Genomic DNA, 20,754 nt, shown 5'->3' with positions numbered 1-20,754 from the left:
GGGCCTTGTCAGTTGCCGCACGGGTCCTCGTCGGCTGCCGCACGGTCCTCCCGGCCGCCGCGCGCGGGCCTCCCGCCGCGCCGTACGGGGCCGCCTGCCGCCGTCCGGACCGCTCCGGACCGTCCCGCGCTACCCGGACCCCGACGCCCGCTTCCTCCCAGTATTCCCCCATACGCGAGGAAACCCGCGACGCCCTGTTGACGCGTGGCCGTACGGCTGCGAGCGTGGACGGTCCGCACCCCCGGACGCAGCGGAGCGAGCGACTCTCATGCCGGAGCCCACCGTGCTCGTCCTGGACACCACCCCTTCACCGCGCCTGGGACAGCTCACCGGCCGGGCCCGCATCCGGTACACGGACGGGGCCGGACTCCCCGCCCTGCTCCCGGCCGCCGACGTGCTGCTGGTGTGGGACCTCACCTCCGACGCGGTACGGGACGCCTGGCCCGGCGGCGGGCCGCGTCCGGCCTGGGTGCACGCCGCGAGCGCGGGGGTGGACCGGCTGATCTGCCCGGAACTGACGGCCTCCGACACCGTGCTGACCAACGCCCGCGGCATCTTCGAACGGCCGGTCGCCGAGTACGTGACCGGGCTGCTGCTGGCCTTCGCCAAGGGCCTTCCCGCAACCCTGGACCTCCAGCGGCGGCGGCAGTGGCGCCACCGGGAGACCACCCGGCTCGCGGGCAGCCGCGCGGTCGTCGTCGGCGCGGGCCCGGTCGGGCGGGAGATCACCCGGCTGCTGATGGGGCTGGGCGTCAAGGTGGCCCTGGTGGGGCGTAGCGCGCGACGTACCGTGCACGGCGTCGGGGACCTGGACCGGCTGGCCTCGCTGGCCGACTGGGTGATCTGCGCCGCCCCGCTCACCGACGCGACCCGCGGCATGTTCGACGCCCGGTTCTTCGGGCTGATGCAGCCCTCGTCCCGCTTCGTCAACGTGGGGCGCGGCCCGCTGGTCGTCGAGGAGGATCTGGCCGAGGCGCTGCGCAGACGGTGGATCGCGGGCGCGGCCCTGGATGTGTTCGAGCGGGAGCCGCTGGGGCCGGAGAGTCCGCTGTGGGACGTACCGGACCTGGTCATCTCCCCGCACATGAGCGGGGACGTGGTGGGCTGGCGGGACCGGCTGAGCGAGCAGTTCGTCACGATGTTCGAGCTCTGGACGGCCGGGCAGCCACTGCCGAACGTCGTGGACAAGCGGCGCGGCTACGCCCCGGTCCGCGAACCGGACGAGTGAGCGAGCTTGTCACCGTATCCGTGGGCGAGTGGCCGTGACGGCCCGCCCGGCGGACCTCGTGACGGCTATCGTGAGGACCGAGCGCGCGGCCGCAACCTGGCAGGGGGATCCATGGCAGTGAAGCCCGAACCGGCCGCACCGTTCCCGGGGCTGCCGTACGCCCTCCGCGTCCTCGATGCGGTCTCCCGGCATGACGACGGCGTATCGGACACCCAGATCTCCCGGGAGACCGGCCTGCCGCCCGCGCACCTCACGTCCCTGCTGCTGACGCTGCGCCGCGAGGGCTATCTGGAGCAGGTCGCCGACAGGGCGTACGTGATCGGCTCCGCCATGACGCTCGCCGCCCCCTCCGGACCGGCCCACGGCACGGCGCTGGAGGCCAGGCTCCAGCGGGTCCTGACGCGGCTGCGCGACGCGGTCGGCGCGGCGGTCTACATCAGCCGGTACGTGGACGGCGAGATCCGGATCACGCAGTACGCCGACGGTCCGGGCACCCCCGCCGTCACCGAGTGGGTGGACTTCCGGTCCGCCGCGCACGCCTCGGCGGTCGGCAAGTGCCTGCTGGCCCAGCTCGACCGGAACGGCCGCCGGGACCACATCGCGCGTCACCGCACGCCCCGGCTCACCTCCCGGACGATCACCAGCGAGAAGGTGCTCTTCTCCAAACTGGACAGTCAGCCCGCGACGGTCCCCGTGCTCGACCTCCAGGAGTACGCGATCGGCACCGTGTGCGCGGCGGTGCCGCTGACCGCCGGGGCGTCGGCGGGCTGCCTGGCACTCTCGCTCCCGGTCTCGGACGCGCACCGGCTGCGCGCGGCGGCGGAGGCACTGAACCGCAGGGCGGCACCGGTCCTGCTGTCGATGGCGCTCTGACCACGGCACATGCTCTCACTCATACCGGTTCGCCCCTTTTGCCGCAGTGGCATCGGCACCCTTCCGGAACAGGTATGATTTTCGAGTCAGCAGGCGCCGCTAGCTCAGTTGGTTAGAGCAGCTGACTCTTAATCAGCGGGTCCGGGGTTCGAGTCCCTGGCGGCGCACCGACGACGCACCGGGCGGTTCACGTACACACGTGGACCGCCCGGTGCGTTTTCTGCTGCCCAGAAATATGTACAAGCGTTTTAAACGGCAGTACTAGACAAGCGTTTTACACGCTCGTACATTCCTTGTCATGACGAACGCCACGAGCACCACGAGCTCCCCCGCTGCACGCGGCCCCCTCGCGGGACGCCGGGAATGGACCGCTTTCGTGGTCCTCCTGTTACCTCTCCTCCTCGTCTCGATGGACATCTCCGTCCTCTTCTTCGCGATCCCGTCCATCGACCGGGACCTCGCCCCGAGCGCCACCCAGCAGCTCTGGATCTTCGATGTGTACGCCTTCGCCCTGGCCGGTCTGCTCATCACGATGGGCTCGCTCGGTGACCGGATCGGCCGCCGCAGACTGCTGGTCGTGGGCGCGGTGGCGTTCGGCGCCGCGTCGGTCGGCGCCGCCTACGCCAGCAGCCCGGGGATGCTGATCGCGGCCCGCGCCCTGCTCGGGGTCGGCGGGGCGACGCTGATGCCGTCGACCATGGGGCTGGTGCGGAACATGTTCCGTGACGAGCAGCAGCGCACGCGCGCCGTGGGGATCTGGTCGGGGGCGATGGCGGGCGGGATCGCGCTCGGCTCGGTGCTCAGCGGGGTGATGCTCCAGCACTTCTGGTGGGGTTCGGTCTTCCTGGTCAACGTGCCCGCGATGGTGCTGCTGGTGGTCCTGGTGCCGGTGCTGGTCCCGGAGTTCAAGGACCCGGACCCCGGGCGCTTCGACCTGCTGAGCGTGCCGCTGTCACTGGGCTCCGTGCTGCCGGTCATCTACGGCGTCAAGGAGACCGCCGCCCACGGCTTCGGCGTACGCGACGGGCTGATCATCGTCGCCGGGCTGGTCGTCGGATGGTTCTTCGTCCGCCGCCAGCGCGTCCGGCGCGACGCGATGATCAGCCGGGAACTCTTCCGCGACCGCGGCTTCTCGCTGGGGATCGGGCTGAACGCGCTGGCCGCGTTCGCGATGATGGGCTCCTCGTTCTTCACCACGCAGTACCTTCAGTCGGTACTCGGCATGGGCACGCTGGAGGCGGCGTTGTGGAGCCTGGCACCGTCCCTGGTGGTGGGGGCCGCGGCGCCGACCGCCGCCACGGTCGCGCAGCGCGCCGGGCGGGCGCGGGTCGTCTGCGCGGGCTTCCTCATCGCCGCCGCGGGCTTCGTCCTCCTCGCCCTGACCGGTACGGACTCGCTGTGGCTGCTGCTGGCCGGATGCGCCGTGATGAGCAGCGGCATCGTCACGGTGATGGCGCTGGTGTCGGACCTCGCGCTGTCCACGGCACCGCCGGAGAAGGCGAGTTCGGCGGCCTCGCTCCTGGAGACCGGGCAGGAGTTCGGCGGGGCGATGGGGATGGCCCTGCTGGGGGCGGTGGCCACCGCGATCTACACGGCGGACATGCCGGGTTCGGCTCCGGAGGCGGCCCGCAAGACTCTGGCGGGAGCGGTGGCCACGGGCGACGCTTCGCTCATCGCGGCCGGGCGCGAGGCCTTCGTCCACAGCATGCGCTACGCCTCGGTGGCGGGTTCCGTGCTGCTCCTGGCGGGCGCGGTCCTGGCCGCGACGCTGCTCCGGCGGGCCGCACGGCCCGGCGGGCGGGAAGCGGCTCCGGAGACGGCACCGGCCCCGGCGGCTTAGCGGGTGTCCTTCGGTGCCGGCCGGACTCGGGTGGCGAGTCCGGCCGGCACTGGTGTGCCGTGCGCCGTGTACGCGTCCACCAGCGCGGCCAGTGCCTCCTCCGTGAGCGGGGCGTACCGCCCGTCCGGGGCCCGGTGCCACACCGGATCACCGCTCCAGAAGCCCTCCTCGCGCAGGGCCGCGCGGTGCACCTTGTTCGTCGCCGTCACCGGCATCGCGGGCACGATCCGTACGAAGGCGGGGGCCATCTTCGTCCCCAGGTCCGGCTGGGCCGCGAGGAATCCGGCGAAGGCGGCCGGGTCGAAGGCGGTCTGCGTCCGCAGTGCCAGCGCCGCCATCACCTGGTCCCCGGCGGCCGGGTCCGGCACCGCGTACACCGCCGCGGCCACCGCGTGCGGCCACCGGGCCAGGATGTTCTCGATCATCGCGGCGGCCAGGTTCTCGCTGTCCACCCGGAGCCGGTCGTCGGTGCGGCCCGCGAAGTAGAGGAAACCCCCGGCGTCGCGGAAGAAGAGGTCCCCGGTCCAGTACCAGCCGCCGCGCAGCCGTTCGGCGTCGGCCGCCGCGTTGCGCCAGTAGCCCTCGAAGGGGGTGCGGCCCCGGTTGACCAGCTCCCCTATCGCCTCGGCTCCGTTGACCAGTCGCCCCGCCGCGTCGAAGCGGGCCGTGGCCCGCTCCCGGCCGGTCTCCGGGTCGACCACCGCGAGGTCGTCGCGCGCCGGGGCCCGCCCGACCGCCCGTGCCGGGGTGTCCGGGGTCCGCTGGATCGCCGCTCCGCCCTCGGAGGAGCCGTAGCCCTCGACCAGCCGCACCCCGAACCGTTCCCGGAACCGGGCCGCGTCCACCGCCCCGGCCTCCGTGCCGAAGCCCAGCCGGAGGGAGTGCTCCCGGTCGTCCGGGCGCTCGGGGGTGGCGAGCAGGTACTGCACGGCGCGGCCGACGTAGGTGAAGTAGGTCGCCCCGTGGGCGCGTACGTCATCGAGGAAGCCGGAGGCGGAGAAGCGGCGGCGCAGCGCGACGGCGGCCCCGCCCGCCAGCGCGGGGGCCCAGTCGGCGATCACCGCGTTGCCGTGGAACATCGGCATGCAGATGTAGTGGACGTCCTCGCGCCGGACGCCGAAGTGACCGGCCAGCGAGGCCCCGGCCGCCGCCAGCCGCCCCTGCGTGCAGATCGCGGCCTTGGGGGCGCCGGTGGAACCGGAGGTGAAGTAGAGCAGCATCCGGGTCGCGGGGCCGGGGCCCGGCCGCGCGGTGTCGCCGGGCGCGGCTCCGGCGTACGGGGCGAGGAGTCCGGCGTACGCCTCGGTGTCCGTCACCAGGACGCGGACGCCCGGGAGGCCGAGCCCGTCGAGCAGCGGCAGGTGCGTGCGTTCGGTGATCAGGACGCGGCAGTCGGTGTGCAGGATGTCGCGGGCGAGCTCGGCGCCGCGCCGGGTGGGGTTGATCCCGGCCACGGCGGCCCCGGCCAGGGCCGCCGCGCTCAACCAGAGGGTGAACTCCGGGGTGTTGTCGAGCAGCACCCCCAGGTGCGGCTCTCCGCCCGCCGGCAGCAGATCCGCCAGGAGTGCGGCCCGAGCGGCAGCGCCCGAGGCGACCTGGTGATGAGTGAGGACGGTGTCCTGGTATCTCAGTCCGGGCCGGTGGTCGCCCCATTGGCGCTGTACGAGCTCCGCTACGGTGCCTGCGCTCCCCATGGCGCCGCACGGTAACTGACTACACGTCAGAACTGAACATCGGAGCAGGCGTAGAACGCGTTGGCCGTGTCCGCGACGTTCCAGACGCTCAGGATGATGTGCTTGCCGGTCTTCTGGGTGGGGATGGTGCCCTGCTGGGTGAGGGTCGCCGGGGGCTGCTTGCCGCCGTACGGCACCGTCATGAACGGCTGCGACTCCAGGGCGGCCCGGGTGAGCGGCTTGGTGGGATCCCAGCCGTCCTTGGTGATGTAGTAGCGGAAGTCCGACGTGGCGTGGCGCGCGGTGAACTGCCAGCGGAAGTTGAAGCCCTGACCGGCGGTGACCTGGGTGGCGGGCCAGTTGCCGCCGCGCGGGTCGTCCAGCTGGGCGAACTCGCCGTGGCCGCCGGAACAGATCTTGCCGTCGGCCGGGCCCGCCGCCGGGAAGCCCTTCAGGCCCTCGACGCTCTGCGGCTCCCACTGGATGTTGCCGCAGCCGGTCACCGTGCCGTTGGCACAGAGCTTCTGACGACTGATGGGGTTGTCGGTGTAACCGTGGCTGCTGGCACTGCTGGTCGCGAACATCGAGACGCCCGCGATGGCCAGGCCGACCACGGCCGCGCTTGCCCTTTTACGCATTGCTGTCGCTCCTCAAGAACGGGGGGAGGTTCCATGAGCCGTGCTGCACGCGTTTCCTGCGGTCTAGACCAAGTCTTAGGTTATGGACAGGACATGAACATGTCCAGACCAATCGGAGTCGGATTCCGTTTGCTGGTCCGACGCGGCCTCAGGACCCGTCCCGCCCGTTGCGGCCCGTGTAGAACGCCACCGTCAAGTCCTTGACGAGCGACTTCCGTTCGTAGTCGTCCAGCTCCACGATGCCCCGCGCGGTGAGCCGGTTGACGGTGTCGTCGACGGCGTCCACCACCGAGGTCAGCACACTGTCGCGGTGCTTGGCGTCGAGGGCCGCGATCCGGCGGCGCTGCATCGCGGCGGCGACCTCGGGCGCGTACTCGATGCCGGTGGGCTGCGCGGAGTAGACCTCGATGCCGACCGGCTCGCAGTCCGCCCTGAGCAGCCGGGTCAGCGCGTTGCCGACCGCCTCGGCGTTGCGCAGGGTGCGGGTGTCCTCGTGGAAGGCGTCGGCGGGCAGCTGGGAGAGGACCCGGGCCATCGCCGCCTCGACCTGCTCGCGCAGATACGTCTCGTGGTCGGCGACCCCGAGCGCCGCCCGCGCCGTGTCGTCGATCCGCCACACCACCAGGACGACGACGCGCAGCGCGGTGCCGTTGGCGTCGACGGCGGGGAGCGGTTCGCTGCGCCAGTGCCGCAGCCGTACGTCGATACGGCGGCGCAGCAGGAGCGGGCTGATCCACATCAGCCCGGTCCGCCGTACGCTCCCCCGGTATTCGCCGAACAGCGTCAGCACCCAGGCGTGACCCACCCGCCCCCGGCTCAGGCCGCCGAGGGCGAAGAGCGCCAGCGAGGCCAGCGCGGCGAGCGCGGCCCAGACGCCGAACCCGATCCCGCCGTCGGGGCGCGGTGCGAACCCGAGCCGGTGGAGCACCCCGGCGGGCAGTGCGCCGCTCCACCAGAGCACCGCACCGGCCCCGGTGGCCCCGGCCAGGGCCGTGAACAGTGCCAGCCAGCCGGGCAGCGCGGGCCCCGGCCGCTCGGCGAGGAACGGGTCACCGGCGGGGGCGGGCCGGGTCGGGGGCCTGACCTGCGGGCCCCTCGGCAGGGGTGGCCGCCGTACCGCGCCCGGCCGGGGGTGCTCGTCGCCGCCCCACCAGGGGTCGTCGTGCGGCGGCCCGGCCCCCTCGGCGCGGGCCCCTTCCGCGCGGGCGGCCTCGGCACGGGCGGCGTCCTCGCGGAAGAGCAGGTGCACCGGGATGGTCGCGGGGCGCTCGGTGGCGATGACCGCCTGGTGGCGTCCGGCCGCACGCAGCGCATCGCCGGACGGCCCGGCCGCATCGCCGCCGGAGACGGGCAGCGAGTCGAAGACGGTCTCACGGGCCGGGCGGTGCCGGGGCGCGGGCGGACTGCCGACCTCCCGGTCCGTACGGTCAGCGGTAGCCGGCGCCAGCGGCTCGCCCGCCGCGGCCGGGAGCGTCGGTACCGGGACCGCAGGCACCGAGACCGAGGCCGAGGTCGTGCCGAGCACGGTGCCGGGGTCGTCGCCCGGGACCAGGTCCAGCACGAGATCGACCACCGAGTCCGCGGCGGCGCCCGGAACGAACCCGTCCGCCTCGGGCGCCTCCCACCTGGGCACCCCCCGGTCCTCGGGCGTCTCCCGCCGGGGTGCCTCCTTGCCGCCCTCACCCGCACCCCACCCAAGTGCCTCCCTGCCGCCCTCGCCCGCGCCCTGATCAGGCACCTCCCACCGGGGCACCTCCCGGCCCCCCTCACCCGCACCCCGCTCGGGCACCTCCCACCCGAGTACCTCCCGGCCCTCACCCGCACCCCGCTCGGGCACCTCCCACCGGGGCACCTCCCGGCCCCCCTCACCCCCACCCCAGCCGGGCACCTCCCGGTCGGCCGTCTCCCACCCGGGCGGCACCGCCCGGTCCGGGGAGGGCGTCCGGTCCGGGGGCCAGACCGGGGAGGACTCCGGGACCGGGGCGGCCCAGTCCCCCAGCCGCCCGCCCCCCGGCCTTCCGTCCTCCGGGGTTCCGGAGCTGTCCGACACCGTGGATCGCATAACCGCCTCCGTCATGTCCGTCGTGTCACCCGAAGAGCCGTGCTCACCCGAGAGCCGTGCCCAGCCGAGGAGTCGTCTTCAGCCGAAGAGCCGCCGCCAGGTCTCCGGCCCGGGGTAGCCATCGGCCGCCGCGCCCCGCCAGCCCTGCGCACGCTGGAAGGCCTCGACATTGCGCCGGTCGGCCTCGGTCCACCGGGGTCCGGGGCCCGACGTGTAGTACTTACCGAATCCCTTCTTCACCAACTGCCTGCCGAGCCGCTCGACATGGCTGTTGCTCTGTCCGGACCGGAAATAGCCCCGCCCGGGGTACTCCGCGGCCTGGTTCGAACCGCCGTTCCCGGCGCTCGCCCCGCCCCCGGAACCGCCCCCTGCGGCGGGGATTCCGTGGCCGGTCCCGTTCACCAGCAGCCGCCAGGTGCCGGGGCCGGGGATGCCGTCCGCCTCCCGGCCCCTCCACCCCTGGGCCCGCTGGAACGCCTGGGTCGCGCGCCGGTCGGCGTCGCCCCACAGCGGGCCGGGCCCCTCCCGGTAGAAGCGCCCGCCTCCCCGCGCCACCAGCATCCGGCCGAGCTGGGTGACGTACGCGTTGCGGGCGCCGGGTCCGAACTTCCCGGCACCGGGGAAGGCCGTCGACACCGAGCCGCCCGCGCCGCCCCCGGTCAGGCCCCGGTAGCGGTAGGCGACGTAGCTGCCGGAGTGGGACCAGTACGCCATGGGCGCCGTCACCCGGCGGGTGTGCGGCTTCGTCTGCTCGTACGCCGTGTAGTGGCTGTGCGTGGAGTCGGTCCAGCCGCCGAAGATCGTGACGTGCGATCCCTTCGTGGGGTCGGCCGGGTTGTGGAAGAGCAGGATGTCGCCGGGCTGGAGCCCGGCCCGCGGAATCCGGGTGCCGAACGCGGCGAGGCTGCCGGTCCACTCGTTGCCCGGCAGGTTCCAGGCCATCGACACATAGCCGGAGCAGTCCCGCCGGTAGCCGTCGGACCAGTACCCGGCCATGCTGTACGGGACCTGGGCGGACACCCAGCGCCGGGCCCGCTGGATGATGGCCTCGCGGGTGGTGGGGCGCAGCTTGGGCGTGGTGGTCGTGGTCGAGGGCGGTCCCGCCGCCCCGGCGCCCCGCAGCGGTCCGGGTCCGCCCTGCGGACTGTCCCCGTCCGGCTCCGCGCGGGCCGCACCGGCCGCCCTGGCCGCCGGACCCGTGACGCCCGCCGCCTCGGCCACACCGCCGCCCAGCACCACCCCGGCCGCCGTGGCCAGCACCAGGGCGCGCCGGGCGCCGTGGGCGGCCGGATGGCCCCCGTACCGCACGGGCAGGGCGCGGGCGGCGGTCCGCCGCTGTGCGGCGCACCCCGCGCAGACGCAGTCGGCGGCGGGCTCGTACTCCTCGAATGCCGGCACAGCCATGCGATCCCCTCCGCGCTGGTCACGATCTCCGGGAGCGCCCGCGCGGGCGCCGATGTCTCCACTCTCCCGACATCACGCATTTTGAGGGACAGAAGAGAAAAAACGACCATCCGACAGGCCGTGGACGGACGGTAAATGGTCTGGAGCACCCTCCGGCTTCCGGTAGAGTTCTCCAGGTCAGCAGGCGCCGCTAGCTCAGTTGGTTAGAGCAGCTGACTCTTAATCAGCGGGTCCGGGGTTCGAGTCCCTGGCGGCGCACGCAGAGTCGAAGCCCCCTCACCACGCGCGAGGGGGCTTTCGCTCGTCCATGACCCGCGGCGCACCCTCGCACCGGATCTCCCACCCCGAGGCACCCTCGATGGCGCCCTCCTGAAATCATTACCCGCGCGGACGGCACACAGTCACCGAATGGTTACTCAGCGGCGCGGAGTTCGCTTCCGTACGCCTCCGCACGCCCCTCCGCGTCCCGGGGCCGTCAGCGCGGAGCAGGGCGCCCCCACCGTGCGGCCGGGGGCTTCGCCGCCGCCCTTCACCGAGCACCGCCTGCCGGAATCCGTACCGGCCCGCGCGGTCCCGGAGCCGGCGGCGTTCATGGCCAAGACGTCGGCCGCACCGACGCTCCGCCGCGGCCGTCCGCCGCCTTCCCGCCCGTCAGGTAGGCGGAGACGACCACGTTCGCGTCGTACGCGCGGGAGGTGCGGTCGTAGGTGCCGCCGCAGGTGATCAGGCGCAGTTCCGCCCGGCCGTCCCGGCGCGGCCCGTACGCCTTGTGGGCGTCGAAGCGGGCCCGGGTGAGGACCTGGACGTCGTCGACGGTGAACACCGCGACGGTGCCGTCCGTTCGGGTGACCTCGACCTCGGCGCCGGGGCGGGTGGCACTCAGCCCGTAGAAGACGGCGGGCCGGGTCTCGGTGTCGACGTGGCCGACCAGAAGGGCGGGGCCCGTCGCGCCGGGCAGGGCACCGTCCCCGTACCAGCCGACGGTCTGCGGGGAGCCGAACGGGGGCGGTTCGACCGCCCCGTCCCCGTCGAGCCCGCGGGGGATCACGGGGGCGTCTACGCCGATCGACGGAATCGTGACGCGCTCCGGCGCGGCGCCCCCGATCGGCCGGTGCGGCGGGGGCAGCGGTACGCCGAGCGGACGCCCCACCGCGGCGATGTCACCGGTGGTCGGGGCGGAGCCGACGCCGGAGCCGTCGGTGAGGTCGCGCCCCCAGAGCCACAGGCCCAGCAGCAGAACGGCCCAGGTCACCCCGGCCAGCAGCCGGCCGTGTCCGGGGGCGTGGTCCGGCGCTCCGCCCGGGGCGCGCATGTCAGTCCGCGGCCGGACGACGACGGCGGCGCCGGCGCGTGCCGCGGAGCGCCACGGCGACGGCCGTGACGGCGGCCAGGACCAGTCCGGTGACCGCGTGCGCGGTGCCGGGGCCCTCCCGCCGTTCGTCCCCGGCCGCGAACAGCGCGGCGCCACCGCCGCCCGCGGCGACCGGGGCGAGCGGGGTGGCCCGGCCCCGGTCGGTGACGGTGACCGTGCCGGTGGTGCCTGCGGTGCTGGTGGCGCCTGCGGTGCCGGTGGTGCCCGTGGCGCTCCTGTCGTCCGTGCAGGTGACCCGGATGGTGTGGTCGCCGAGTGGGGCGTCCGAGCTGATCCGGGTCTCGGCGTAGAGCCCTCCGTCCGCGGCGGGCGAGAAGCGCGCCGCGGCGACGAAGGCGTCGGACTCACCGGTGGCCGTGCGGCCCGCGCAGCCCGCCAGCCGCAGCTCCACCTCGCCGCCCGGCCCCGCGGTGGGCGGTCTCGCCGTCAGCGAGATCCCGGAGGTCCGGTCCCCGCCGGGGACGGGCGCGGGAACCGGCACGGGCGCGGGCCCTGGTTCGGCCAGGGCGGCGGAATCCGGCACCAGGACCGCCGCGACCACCGCGGCGGCACAGAACGTGAGGAGCGTGGAACGCATCGTGAACCTCCTTCGTGCAGGTTCACGTCTCCGGGCGCGTTCCGCATCCGCAGGAGCCGGACGCGCCGGGACTCAGCCCTCTTCCGCCGAACCGGCCGGCTCGATCAGACCGACGAGGTCGGCGATCGAGTCCACGACCTTGGACGGCCGGAAGGGGTACGCGTCGATGCCGGCGACCGTGGTGAGCCCGGTGAGGACCAGGAAGGTCTGCATCCCCGCCTCCAGACCGGCCAGCACGTCGGTGTCCATCCGGTCGCCGATCATGGCGCTGGACTCGGAGTGGGCGCCGATCGCGTTGAGCCCGGTGCGCATCATCAGCGGGTTGGGCTTGCCCGCGAAGTACGGAGCCTTGCCGGTGGCCTTGGTGATGAGGGCGGCGACGGAGCCGGTGGCGGGCAGCGGGCCCTCGGCGGACGGGCCGGTCTCGTCGGGGTTGGTGCAGATGAACCGGGCGCCGCCGTTGATCAGCCGGATCGCCTTGGTGAGCGCCTCGAAGCTGTACGTGCGGGTCTCGCCGAGGACCACGTAGTCGGGGTCGTGGTCGGTAAGGACGTACCCGATGTCGTGCAGGGCGGTGGTGAGCCCGGCCTCGCCGATGACGTACGCCGTGCCGCCGGGGCGCTGGTCGTCCAGGAACTTGGCGGTGGCCAGCGCGGAGGTCCAGATGTTCTCCACCGGCACGTCCAGGCCCATGCGCATCAGGCGGGCGTGCAGGTCCCGGGCGGTGTAGATGGAGTTGTTGGTGAGGACGAGGAAGGGCAGGCCGGATTCACGCAGCCGCTTGATGAAGGCGTCGGCCCCGGGGATCGGGGTGCCTTCGTGGATCAGGACTCCGTCCATGTCGGTGAGCCAGGATGAGATCGGCTTGCGCTCTGCCATGTGCGGTACTCCTGCCGTACGCCGTGTGCGGGGACGCCGGCGGCACCGCGCTGTGCAGCGCCGACGTCCCCGATTTTAGAGCGTCGTTCTTTCGGGCCCTGGTCAGCTGCCGGTGGCGGACTTCCAGGCCTCGACGTAACCGTCCAGGTTGGTGCCGATGTCCGACCAGTCGGGCTCGAAGACCTCCACGCCGTCCACCAGCTTGGCGAGCTCGATGGCGTTGGCGTCGGTGGCCTCGACGTCCTTGCGCGCGGAGAAGCCGCCGCCGACGGCGCTGACGTCCTTCTGGGCCTGCTCGGAGAGCATGAAGTCGAGCAGCTTCTTGCCGTTCTCGGTGTGCGGGGCCTTGTTCACCAGGCCCGCCGCGTACGGCAGCGCGAAGGTGGTGGACGTGCCGCCCTGCTTCGCGGGGAACCAGATGCCGAGGTTCGGCATGTCCTTGGACTGGGCGAAGTTCATCTGGACGTCGCCGTTGGCGGCGAGCAGTTCGCCCTTGTCGACCTTGGGGGCCAGCTTGCCGGTGGAGGCGGACGGGCCGACGTTGTTGGCCTGGAGCTTCTTCAGGTACGCCATCGCCGGCTCCTTGCCGCCGAAGTCGTGCATGGCCTTGATCAGGACGGCCGTGCCGTCACCGGCGACCCCGGGGGTGGAGTACTGGATCTTGTTCTTGAACTTTCCGTCGAGCAGTTCCTCCCAGGTGCCCGGCGCCGTCTTCAGCTCCTTCTTGTTGTAGATGAAGCCGAAGTAGTTGTTGACGACCGAGGTCCACTTGGAGTCGGACGCCTTGTCGGCGCCGTCGACCTGGTCCGAGCCCTTCGGCGCGTACGCGGCCAGCAGGCCCTTGGCGTCGGCCTGCTGGATGAACGGGGGCAGGGTGACCAGGACGTCCGCCTGGGTGTTGGACTTCTCGCGGACGGCGCGCTGCACCATCTCGCCGGAGCCGCCCTCCACGTACTTGACCTTGATGCCGGTCTTCTTCTCGAAGTCCTTGAAGACCTTGTCGTACCAGCCGTCGCCGTTCTCGCCCTTGAGGCCGTCGGCGCTGTAGACGGTGACGACCTTCTCGTCGGAGGCGGCGGAGGAGCCGCCGCAGGCGGAGAGGGTGGCGGCGAGGGCGAGAGCGCCGGTGACGGCGGCGATGGGCTTGAGGTGGTTCTTGCGCATGGCGGGTCGTATCTCCTGGGTGTCGGCCGGGGAGCCGGCCGGAGTCGTTGCGTTGCGGGATGTCGGCCGACGAATCGGCGGAGGCGGATCAGCCGGGGCGGATCAGCCGGGGGCGGCGTCGCCCGATCGGCGAAGGCCGGTCAGCGCCAGCCGGTCAGCGCCGGGCCGGTCAGCGGAACGAAGCCCTGGTACGGATGCGGGAGACGCCGAGCAGCACGAGCAGCGTCGTCCCCATCAGGACCACGGCGACAGCCGCTCCGGTGAACAGCGAGCCACGGTCCGTGGCCGCGAAGATCTGCACCGGCAACGGTGTCCAGTCGGGCGGGTAGAGCATCATCGTGGCGCTCAGCTCACCCATGGACAGCGCGAAGCAGAGCCCTGCCGCCGCCGTGAGCGACGGCAGCAGGAGCGGCAGCTTGATGCGCCACAGGACGTAGCCGGGGCGTGCGCCGAGACTGGCCGCCGCCTGTTCGTACATCGGGTCGAGACGTACTATCGCGGCCGAAACCGACGAATAGGCGAACGCCGTGACAAGAATGGTGTGCGCCAGGATCACGATCCAGCGCGTTCCGTTGAGCAGCATCGGCGGCTTGCTGAACGCGACGAGCACGGCGAGACCGACGACCACCGACGGCACCGCGACCGGCAGCATGAACAGCGCGTCGAGGAGCCGTTTGCCGCGGCTGCGCAGCGAGGCGGCGGCCAGGGCGGCCCAGGAGCCGACGGCCAGGGCCAGCAGGCTGGCACTGACGGCGGTGATCAGACTGGTGGTCAGGGCCTGGAGGGAGTCGCCGCCGGTGGCCGCCGTGTAGTGCTTCATGGTCGGTCCGGAGGGGAAGGCGCCGGACCAGTTGGTGGTGAAGGACGCGGCGAGGATGACCAGCAGCGGCACCGCGAACAGCGGGACGAAGAGCAGGAAGAACACGGCCCAGCTGGCCCATTTCCCGGTACGGCTATGCACCAACACGGCGGCTCACCATCCGATACAGGCTGTAGAGACCGACGGAGATCGCGATGTTGACGACGGCGACGACGCAGGCCGCCGGGTAGTCGGACTCCAGGATCGCCTTGCTGTAGACGAGCATCGGCAGGGTCGTGACGCCCTTGGCGCCGGTGAACAGCACGATGCCGAATTCGTTGAGGCACATCACCAGGACCAGGCTGCCGCCCGCGGCGAGCGCGGGCAGCGCCTCGGGGAGGATCACCTGCCGCACGATCCGGGCGGGCCTGGCGCCCAGCGAGGAGGCCACTTCCAGCTGCGCGGTGTCGAGCTGGGAGAACGCGGCGAGCAGCGGGCGCATCACGAACGGGGTGAAGTAGGTGATCTCGGCGAGCAGGACGCCCCACGGGGTGGTGAGGAAGTCGAACGGGCCACTGGCCGCCCCGGTGACGTCCGTCCACAGTCCGTTGGCCATGCCGACGTTGCCGTAGATGAACAGCAGGGCGAGCGTGATCAGGAAGGACGGGAAGGAAAGGAAGACGTCGATGAACTTGGCGACGGCCCGGCCGCCGGGGAACGGCACGAACGAGATGATCATGGCCAGTACGAAGCCCAGCACCAGACAGCCGACCGTGGCACCGACCGCCAGCCAGACCGTGGTGGTCAGCGCCGAGCGGAACGACGGGGAGGCGAACACCTCGCCGTACGGGGCGATCGAGGTGCCGCCCTCGTCGGGGCGGACGGACTGCTGGACGACCAGGGCCAGCGGGTAGAGGAAGACCACCGCGAGTACGGCGACGGGCGGCAGCGCCCAGACGAAGCGCGGTACGCGGCGGGGCTCGCGGGCCGGAGCCTGCGGGCCGGAGCCCGTCCCCGTTCCCTTCGCCGCCCTCGTCGCCTTCGTCGGGGCGAGGGCCGGTGCGGCGCTAGCCATCGGCTCCTCCCCCTGTGCCCGGGGCGGCTCCGGCGGGCAGCAGCACCGCGTCCTCGGCCGCGAAGTGCAGGGTGACCCGGTCGCCGAGCGCCGGGGTCTCGCGGAGTTCCTTCACGTCGGCCTTGACACGGTGGCCGTCGATGTCGACGTAGAGCCGGTGGGTGGAGCCACGCCACTGGACCTCGGCGATCGTTCCGGCGAGCGCGTTGGGTCCGTCGCCGAGCCCGACCAGGTGCGGGCGGACGCAGAGGGTGGCGGCGGAGCCCCGGGCGGCCTCGCCGGTCGGTACGCCGAGGGCGCGCCCGGCGAAGTCGACGGTGCCGGTGGCCTCGGCGACGGTGACCGGCAGCAGGTTGGCGTTGCCGACGAAGGAGGCGGTGAACTCGGTGCGCGGGCGGCGGTAGAGGTCCTGCGGGGTGCCGCAGTCCTGGAGCCGCGCCTTGTCCATGACCGCGATCCGGTCGGCGAGGGTGAGCGCCTCGACCTGGTCATGGGTGACGTACAGGATGGAGACGTCCGGCAGCTCCCGGTGCAGCCGCGCCAGTTCGGCGAGCATGCCGGAGCGGAGCTGGGCGTCGAGGGCGGAGAGCGGTTCGTCGAGCAGCAGGACCCCGGGCCGGATGGCGAGCGCGCGGGCGATCGCGACGCGCTGCTGCTGGCCGCCGGAGAGCTCGCGCGGGTAGCGCGTGGCGTAGGCGGCCATGCCGACCATGTCGAGGGCCTCGGCGACCCGCTGGGGGATCCCGGACTTCTCGGCCTTGCGGGCCTTGAGCCCGAAGGCGACGTTGTCCTGGACCCGCATGTGCGGGAAGAGGGCGTACTGCTGGACGACCATGCCGATGCCGCGCTGGTGCGGCGGCAGGCCCGTGACGTCGCGGTCGCCCAGGTAGACCCGGCCCGAGGCGGGCCGGACGAAACCGGCGACGGCGCGCAGGGCGGTGGTCTTGCCCGACCCGGAGGGGCCGAGCAGGGCCATGACCTCGCCGGGTTCGACGGTCAGGTCGAGCTGGTCGAGGACGGTGTTGCCGCCGTACTCGACGCTGACCCGGTCGAACCTGATTCCGCTGCGGACGGACCGCTCTCCGCCGGTCACGCCTCGGCCCGCGCGATCAGGCCGGGCAGTTCGGCGACGGAGCCGAGGACGTGCGTGGCGCCGTTGCGCGCCAGCTGGTCCTTGTCGTGGGCACCGGTGAGCACCCCGGCGACGATCCCGGCACCGGAGCGGACCCCGCTGAGCATGTCGTACGAGGTGTCGCCCGCGACCACGATCTGCTGGACGCCGTCGACAGCGCCGGTGCGCAGGAAGGCGGCGAGCACCATGTCCGGGTAGGGGCGGCCGCGACCGCCCGCGTCCGCCGGGCAGAGGGTCAGGTCCACCAGGTCCTGCCAGCCGAGCGCGGCCAGGATGGCGTCCTGGGTGACCCGGGCGAAGCCGGTGGACAGGACCACGGTGCGGCCCTCGTCCTTGAGCTGTTCGATGGCGTCGCGGGCTCCGGGGACCGGTGCGATACGGCCGCCGTCGACCAGCTCGCCGTACGCCGCCTCGAAGGCGGTGTTCGCCTGCTGGGCGCGCTGCTCGTCACCGAAGAGGTGGCGGAAGACGGAGATCTTGGACTCGCCCATGGTGGCGCGTACGTAGTCCAGCTTCCCGGCGTGGTCGGCCGAGCCCGGCTCCACGCCGAGGCGTTCGGCGGCCACGGAGAACGCCTGCTCGACGAGTCCGCCGTCGGCGACGGTGGTGCCCGCCATGTCGAGCACGACCAGGTCGAGGGGGGTCGCGCGGTTCTGAGAGGTCGTGGTCCGCTGCGGGGCCGCGGGGTTCTGAGGGGTCATGTCGTCACCAGCCCAGTTCGTCGGCGGTCGTTTCGGCGATGGCGGGCGAGCAGGTCATGCCCCGGCCGCCCGGCCCGGTGACCAGCCATACGCCGTCCCGCACCTGCTGGCGGTGGACGACCCTGCTGGTGTCGGTGCACTGGGCGTAGACCCCGGCCCACCGGTGGCGGATCCTCGGCAGCGGGCGCCCGAGGAAGGACTCGACGACCTCGGTGAGGTGCTCGTACGGCTCCTCGACGGTGTCGAAGGCGAAGGGGTGCTCGTACTCGTGGGTGTCACCGATGGTCAGTCCGCCGTCGCGGCGCTGCACCATCAGCAACTGCATCCGGTGCTCGGCTGCGGTGGGCGCCTGGGCCTGGCCGGCGTTGAGGGCGTCCAGCGCCCCGCCCCGGTACGCCGGGTAGTAGCGGAAGCTGTCCGCGTCGGCGACGGAGGTGGTGAGCCGCTCGCCGAGCGGGTCGGTCTGCATCATCTGGAGGCGGACACGGCGCACCGGCAGGCCGGGACCGGCCAGCTCGCGGACGAGCCCGCCGAGCCAGGCCCCGGTGGCCAGGATCACGGCGTCGCCGGTGTGGACGTCACCGTGGTCGTCGCGGACGGAGGCGGTGCCGACCACCTCGCGGACCTCACGTCCGCCGAGGAAGGTGTACCGGCCCGACTTCAGGAGCTCCTGCTTCAGGGCGACCTGGGCGGTGCGCGGTTCGACCGCGGCGTCCCGCCCGCACCACAGCGCGGCGGCGAACTCGCCGCGCAGCGCCGGGTTGACCGCGCGGGCCTCCTCGGCGGTCAGCAGCTTGTAGCCGCGGTCCGCCGCGTCGGGACGGGCGACGGCGGCCTCGGCGACCGCGATCTCCAGCTCGGTGCGGACCGGGGTGAGCGAACCGCAGGCCCGGAAGCCGAGACCGGGGACCTGCGCCCCGATTCCCTCCCAGAGCTCACGGGCCCGCAGCGCGGTCTCCAGTTCCTCGCCGGCGGCCCGGCCGCTGACCCATATCTGTCCGAAATTGCGGAGCGAAGCCCCGCGCGCCTCGCTCTCGCGCTCGATCTGTACGACCTCGTGGCCGCGGTTCACTGCGTGCCAGGCGTGCATGGTTCCCACCACGCCGGCTCCTACGACGATGACTCTCACGGCGGTTACGCTCGTCGGGGCGGGTGACCCGCTCGAATCCGTACGGCAACGGGACGGTGAACTGGGCCCCAAGCTTGGCCTAGACCCGTTACCTTTCCGTGATCCATGGTGAGGTGGCGCGCGGCGGCGGGGTCCGTCAGCGGCCGTCCTGCGGCCCCAGGTGGGCGGTGAAGGAGAAGCGGTCGCCGCGGTAGAGGGTCCGTACGCGCTCCAGCGGCTTCCCGGCCGTGTCGCGCGAGACGCGGTGGATGAGCAGCATGGGCAGCGCGGGCGGCGTGCCGATGAGCAGCGCCTCGCGGGGTGTCGCGAGCACGGTCTCGATCCGCTCGTCGCCGTCGCCGAAGGAGATGCCGAGCCGGTCGCGGAGGTAGGCGTAGAAGGACGAGTCGGGGTCGAACTCCGTGCCCAGGTCCGGTACGCGCGCGACGGGGACGTAGGTGCTCTCCAGCCCGACCCGGTCGTCGTCGGCGAGCAGCACCCGCTCCAGGTGCCAGACCGGCTCGCCCCGGGCCACCCCGATGTCCCCGGCCAGCGCCTCGGGGCAGGGGAACCGCTCCAGGCCGATGAGGTGGCGCCCCGGGGCGCGGCCCTGACGGCGTACGCCCTCGGTGTAACTCGCCAGCGAGAGCGGCTGTTCCAGCTTGGGGCCCGCCACGACCGTGCCGCGCCCCTGGCGCGCGAGCCGTCCCTCCAGCAGGAGTTCGCGCAGCGCCTGCCGCACCGTCTCGCGCGAGACCGCGTAGCGCTCGGCGAGGTCGCGCTCGGTGGGCAGCATGCCGCCCTCGCCCAACTCCTCTATGAGCACGGAGACATGGGCCTTGACCGCGTAGTACTTGGGGATGCGGCCGTGCTCCGGGATGCCGGAGCGGATCGGTGCGCCAGGTGCCTGGTCGTACAGGTAGTCCACGGGCCGATCGTGGCAGACCGACATGAACATCGGTGAACATCGGGGGACGCGCGGACGAGGGAGGAGTCGCGGGAGCGGTGTTACGGGCGGTCGCGGCGCAGGCGCCGGGCCGTGACGACCATCGCGCCGCCGCCGATCAGCAGTCCGGTGGCGGTGAGGCCGGGGGCCGGGGACGGGTCCGTGCCGGTGGCGGCCAGTTCAGGAAGTCCGGGCGGGAGCGTTCCGTCGGGTACGGAGGTGGTGTCGCCGGTGTCGCCGGTCCCGTCCGGCTCGTCGGCCTCACCGGTCTCCGTTGTCTCCATCGGCTCCGTCGGCTCCGTCGGGTCCGTCGGGTCCGTCGGGTCTGCTGGTTCCGTCGTCTCTGTCGTGTCCGTCGTGTCCGGGGGCTCCGCGGTCTCTTCGGCCGCGCCGCTGTGGTCGTCGACGACGGTGAAGGGGTAGGCGCCGGACTCGCCCACCCAGGTTCCGTCGTCCTTCTCCGCCGTGCGCTGCCGCTGGACGATGGCGGCGTTGGCGGTGATCCGGCCGGGGCTGGTGTCGGAGGTGAACGCCATCCGGACCTGGAGGGTGACGGTGCGGCCCGCCGGAACGGTGAGACCCTCGAAGGCGTCGCCGCCGGTGCCGCCGAAGACCCCGATGTGCTCGTCCTGGTCGGTGGTCTCCCAGGCGACGCGGTGCTCCGTGCCGGGGTGGGCCTCCTCGGAGAACTGGAGCTGGATCTGGTCGGAGGTCAGCTTGCGGTCCTCGTCGGTGAGGACGAGGACGGGGTGGACGGCCCGGCAGGGTTCGGTGGTGGTGTTGGTCAGATCCAGGAACCAGGTGCCGTAGCCGCCGCCGGACGCGTAGGTGTCCGGGCCGCCGTGGATGCGGGTGCTGATGGGGAAGTCCTTCGCCGCCGGGTCACCACAGGCGGGAACCCGGCCGGGGGCCGGGGACGCGGAGGCGGGGGCGCCCGCGGCGGGCGAGGAGGCGGTGGAGCGGGCGGCCGAGGCGGGCGTGACGGAGGTGCCGCCGAGGACGACCGCCGGGACGACGCTCGCCACGGCCAGCCCGAGCGCGAAGCCGTGCCGGGTGCGCCCGGGGGGTGCCGGGTTCCGGGGCGGGGCGGCCTCCGCGGGGGCGGCGATCACCGGGATGGACGCGGCCGTGGTCACCGGTACGGAGGTGGGGGCGGTGGTGGCGTACGGCGCCGGGGGCGGCGTCGTCACGCGGCTGCCGGAGGGAGTGCCGGAAGGGGTGCCGGGGGGCGGAGCGGTGGGGGCCATCGGGGGTCCTTCGCTGGGCGCGGAACGGTCGGCTCA

18 protein-coding genes and 2 tRNA genes are annotated in these 20,754 nt (G+C 73.1%); 5 read left to right on the top strand and 15 right to left on the bottom strand.

What is annotated here, in order from left to right; translation table 11 throughout:
• The first annotated feature begins 268 nt into the window (after positions 1–268).
• The 4 genes from ACFVWY_RS19140 (at position 269) to ACFVWY_RS19125 (ending at position 3,941) form a co-directional block, all read left to right on the top strand.
• Entirely contained in the window at positions 269–1,228 is a 960-nt protein-coding gene (locus ACFVWY_RS19140) for a D-2-hydroxyacid dehydrogenase (protein WP_389873597.1), read from the top strand.
• 111 nt (positions 1,229–1,339) lie between these two features.
• Entirely contained in the window at positions 1,340–2,101 is a 762-nt protein-coding gene (locus tag ACFVWY_RS19135) for an IclR family transcriptional regulator (RefSeq protein ID WP_389873594.1), read from the top strand.
• A 93-nt stretch (positions 2,102–2,194) separates the two neighbouring features.
• Positions 2,195–2,268: transfer RNA gene (locus tag ACFVWY_RS19130), tRNA-Lys, on the top strand.
• A 131-nt stretch (positions 2,269–2,399) separates the two neighbouring features.
• Complete coding sequence (locus ACFVWY_RS19125; RefSeq protein WP_389873591.1) at positions 2,400–3,941, top strand: MFS transporter; 1,542 nt, start codon at positions 2,400–2,402, stop codon at positions 3,939–3,941.
• Here the strand turns inward: ACFVWY_RS19125 and ACFVWY_RS19120 are convergent.
• From ACFVWY_RS19120 to ACFVWY_RS19105, 4 genes are all read right to left on the bottom strand, one after another.
• Complete coding sequence (locus ACFVWY_RS19120) at positions 3,938–5,635, bottom strand: AMP-binding protein (RefSeq protein WP_389873589.1); 1,698 nt, start codon at positions 5,633–5,635, stop codon at positions 3,938–3,940. The genes ACFVWY_RS19125 and ACFVWY_RS19120 overlap by 4 nt on opposite strands.
• Before the next feature lie 26 nt (positions 5,636–5,661).
• Positions 5,662–6,252 (bottom strand): lytic polysaccharide monooxygenase, encoded by a 591-nt coding sequence (locus ACFVWY_RS19115; protein WP_389873587.1) that lies wholly within the window; start codon positions 6,250–6,252, stop codon positions 5,662–5,664.
• Between the two features lie 148 nt (positions 6,253–6,400).
• Positions 6,401–8,314 carry an SPFH domain-containing protein gene (locus tag ACFVWY_RS19110; RefSeq protein WP_389873584.1) on the bottom strand — a complete coding sequence of 638 codons (1,914 nt, stop codon included), beginning with the start codon at positions 8,312–8,314 and terminating at the stop codon, positions 6,401–6,403.
• Between the two features lie 78 nt (positions 8,315–8,392).
• Complete coding sequence (locus ACFVWY_RS19105) at positions 8,393–9,718, bottom strand: peptidoglycan-binding protein (protein WP_389873582.1); 1,326 nt, start codon at positions 9,716–9,718, stop codon at positions 8,393–8,395.
• Positions 9,719–9,902: 184 nt separating this feature from the next.
• Here ACFVWY_RS19105 and ACFVWY_RS19100 point away from each other — a divergent pair.
• A tRNA-Lys gene (locus ACFVWY_RS19100) sits at positions 9,903–9,976 on the top strand.
• Positions 9,977–10,307: 331 nt separating this feature from the next.
• Here the strand turns inward: ACFVWY_RS19100 and ACFVWY_RS19095 are convergent.
• The 11 genes from ACFVWY_RS19095 to ACFVWY_RS19045 form a co-directional block, all read right to left on the bottom strand.
• The gene (locus ACFVWY_RS19095; RefSeq protein WP_389873580.1) at positions 10,308–11,030 is read right to left on the bottom strand and encodes a class F sortase; all 723 of its coding nucleotides are present in this window, start codon (positions 11,028–11,030) and stop codon (positions 10,308–10,310) included.
• A 1-nt stretch (position 11,031) separates the two neighbouring features.
• Positions 11,032–11,667, bottom strand: a complete 636-nt coding sequence (locus ACFVWY_RS19090) for a hypothetical protein (RefSeq protein WP_389873578.1) — start codon at positions 11,665–11,667, stop codon at positions 11,032–11,034.
• A 72-nt stretch (positions 11,668–11,739) separates the two neighbouring features.
• On the bottom strand, positions 11,740–12,546 hold the full coding sequence (locus ACFVWY_RS19085) for an HAD-IIA family hydrolase (protein WP_389873576.1): 807 nt from the start codon (positions 12,544–12,546) through the stop codon (positions 11,740–11,742).
• A 102-nt stretch (positions 12,547–12,648) separates the two neighbouring features.
• Entirely contained in the window at positions 12,649–13,710 is a 1,062-nt protein-coding gene (locus ACFVWY_RS19080) for a 2-aminoethylphosphonate ABC transporter substrate-binding protein (RefSeq protein ID WP_389873573.1), read from the bottom strand.
• Positions 13,711–13,879: 169 nt separating this feature from the next.
• Entirely contained in the window at positions 13,880–14,677 is a 798-nt protein-coding gene (locus ACFVWY_RS19075) for an ABC transporter permease (protein ID WP_389873570.1), read from the bottom strand.
• The gene (locus ACFVWY_RS19070; RefSeq protein WP_389873567.1) at positions 14,664–15,584 is read right to left on the bottom strand and encodes a 2-aminoethylphosphonate ABC transporter permease subunit; all 921 of its coding nucleotides are present in this window, start codon (positions 15,582–15,584) and stop codon (positions 14,664–14,666) included. The genes ACFVWY_RS19075 and ACFVWY_RS19070 overlap by 14 nt, the downstream gene beginning before the upstream one ends.
• The gene (locus ACFVWY_RS19065; RefSeq protein ID WP_389873564.1) at positions 15,577–16,677 is read right to left on the bottom strand and encodes an ABC transporter ATP-binding protein; all 1,101 of its coding nucleotides are present in this window, start codon (positions 16,675–16,677) and stop codon (positions 15,577–15,579) included. Before ACFVWY_RS19065 ends, ACFVWY_RS19070 begins: the two co-directional genes overlap by 8 nt.
• Positions 16,674–17,417 (bottom strand): phosphonatase-like hydrolase, encoded by a 744-nt coding sequence (locus ACFVWY_RS19060; protein ID WP_389873561.1) that lies wholly within the window; start codon positions 17,415–17,417, stop codon positions 16,674–16,676. The genes ACFVWY_RS19065 and ACFVWY_RS19060 overlap by 4 nt, the downstream gene beginning before the upstream one ends.
• A gap of 4 nt (positions 17,418–17,421) precedes the next feature.
• Entirely contained in the window at positions 17,422–18,546 is a 1,125-nt protein-coding gene (locus ACFVWY_RS19055) for a TIGR03364 family FAD-dependent oxidoreductase (RefSeq protein ID WP_389873558.1), read from the bottom strand.
• Between the two features lie 136 nt (positions 18,547–18,682).
• The gene (locus ACFVWY_RS19050) at positions 18,683–19,453 is read right to left on the bottom strand and encodes a GntR family transcriptional regulator (RefSeq protein ID WP_389873555.1); all 771 of its coding nucleotides are present in this window, start codon (positions 19,451–19,453) and stop codon (positions 18,683–18,685) included.
• A gap of 80 nt (positions 19,454–19,533) precedes the next feature.
• Positions 19,534–20,718, bottom strand: coding sequence for a hypothetical protein (locus tag ACFVWY_RS19045; protein ID WP_389873552.1), 1,185 nt, complete (start codon positions 20,716–20,718; stop codon positions 19,534–19,536).
• Positions 20,719–20,754: the final 36 nt, after the last annotated feature.

The organism is Streptomyces sp. NPDC058195, from assembly GCF_042883525.1.
Lineage (GTDB): Bacteria > Actinomycetota > Actinomycetes > Streptomycetales > Streptomycetaceae > Streptomyces.
This window is presented reverse-complemented; position numbering and strand designations above follow the sequence as displayed.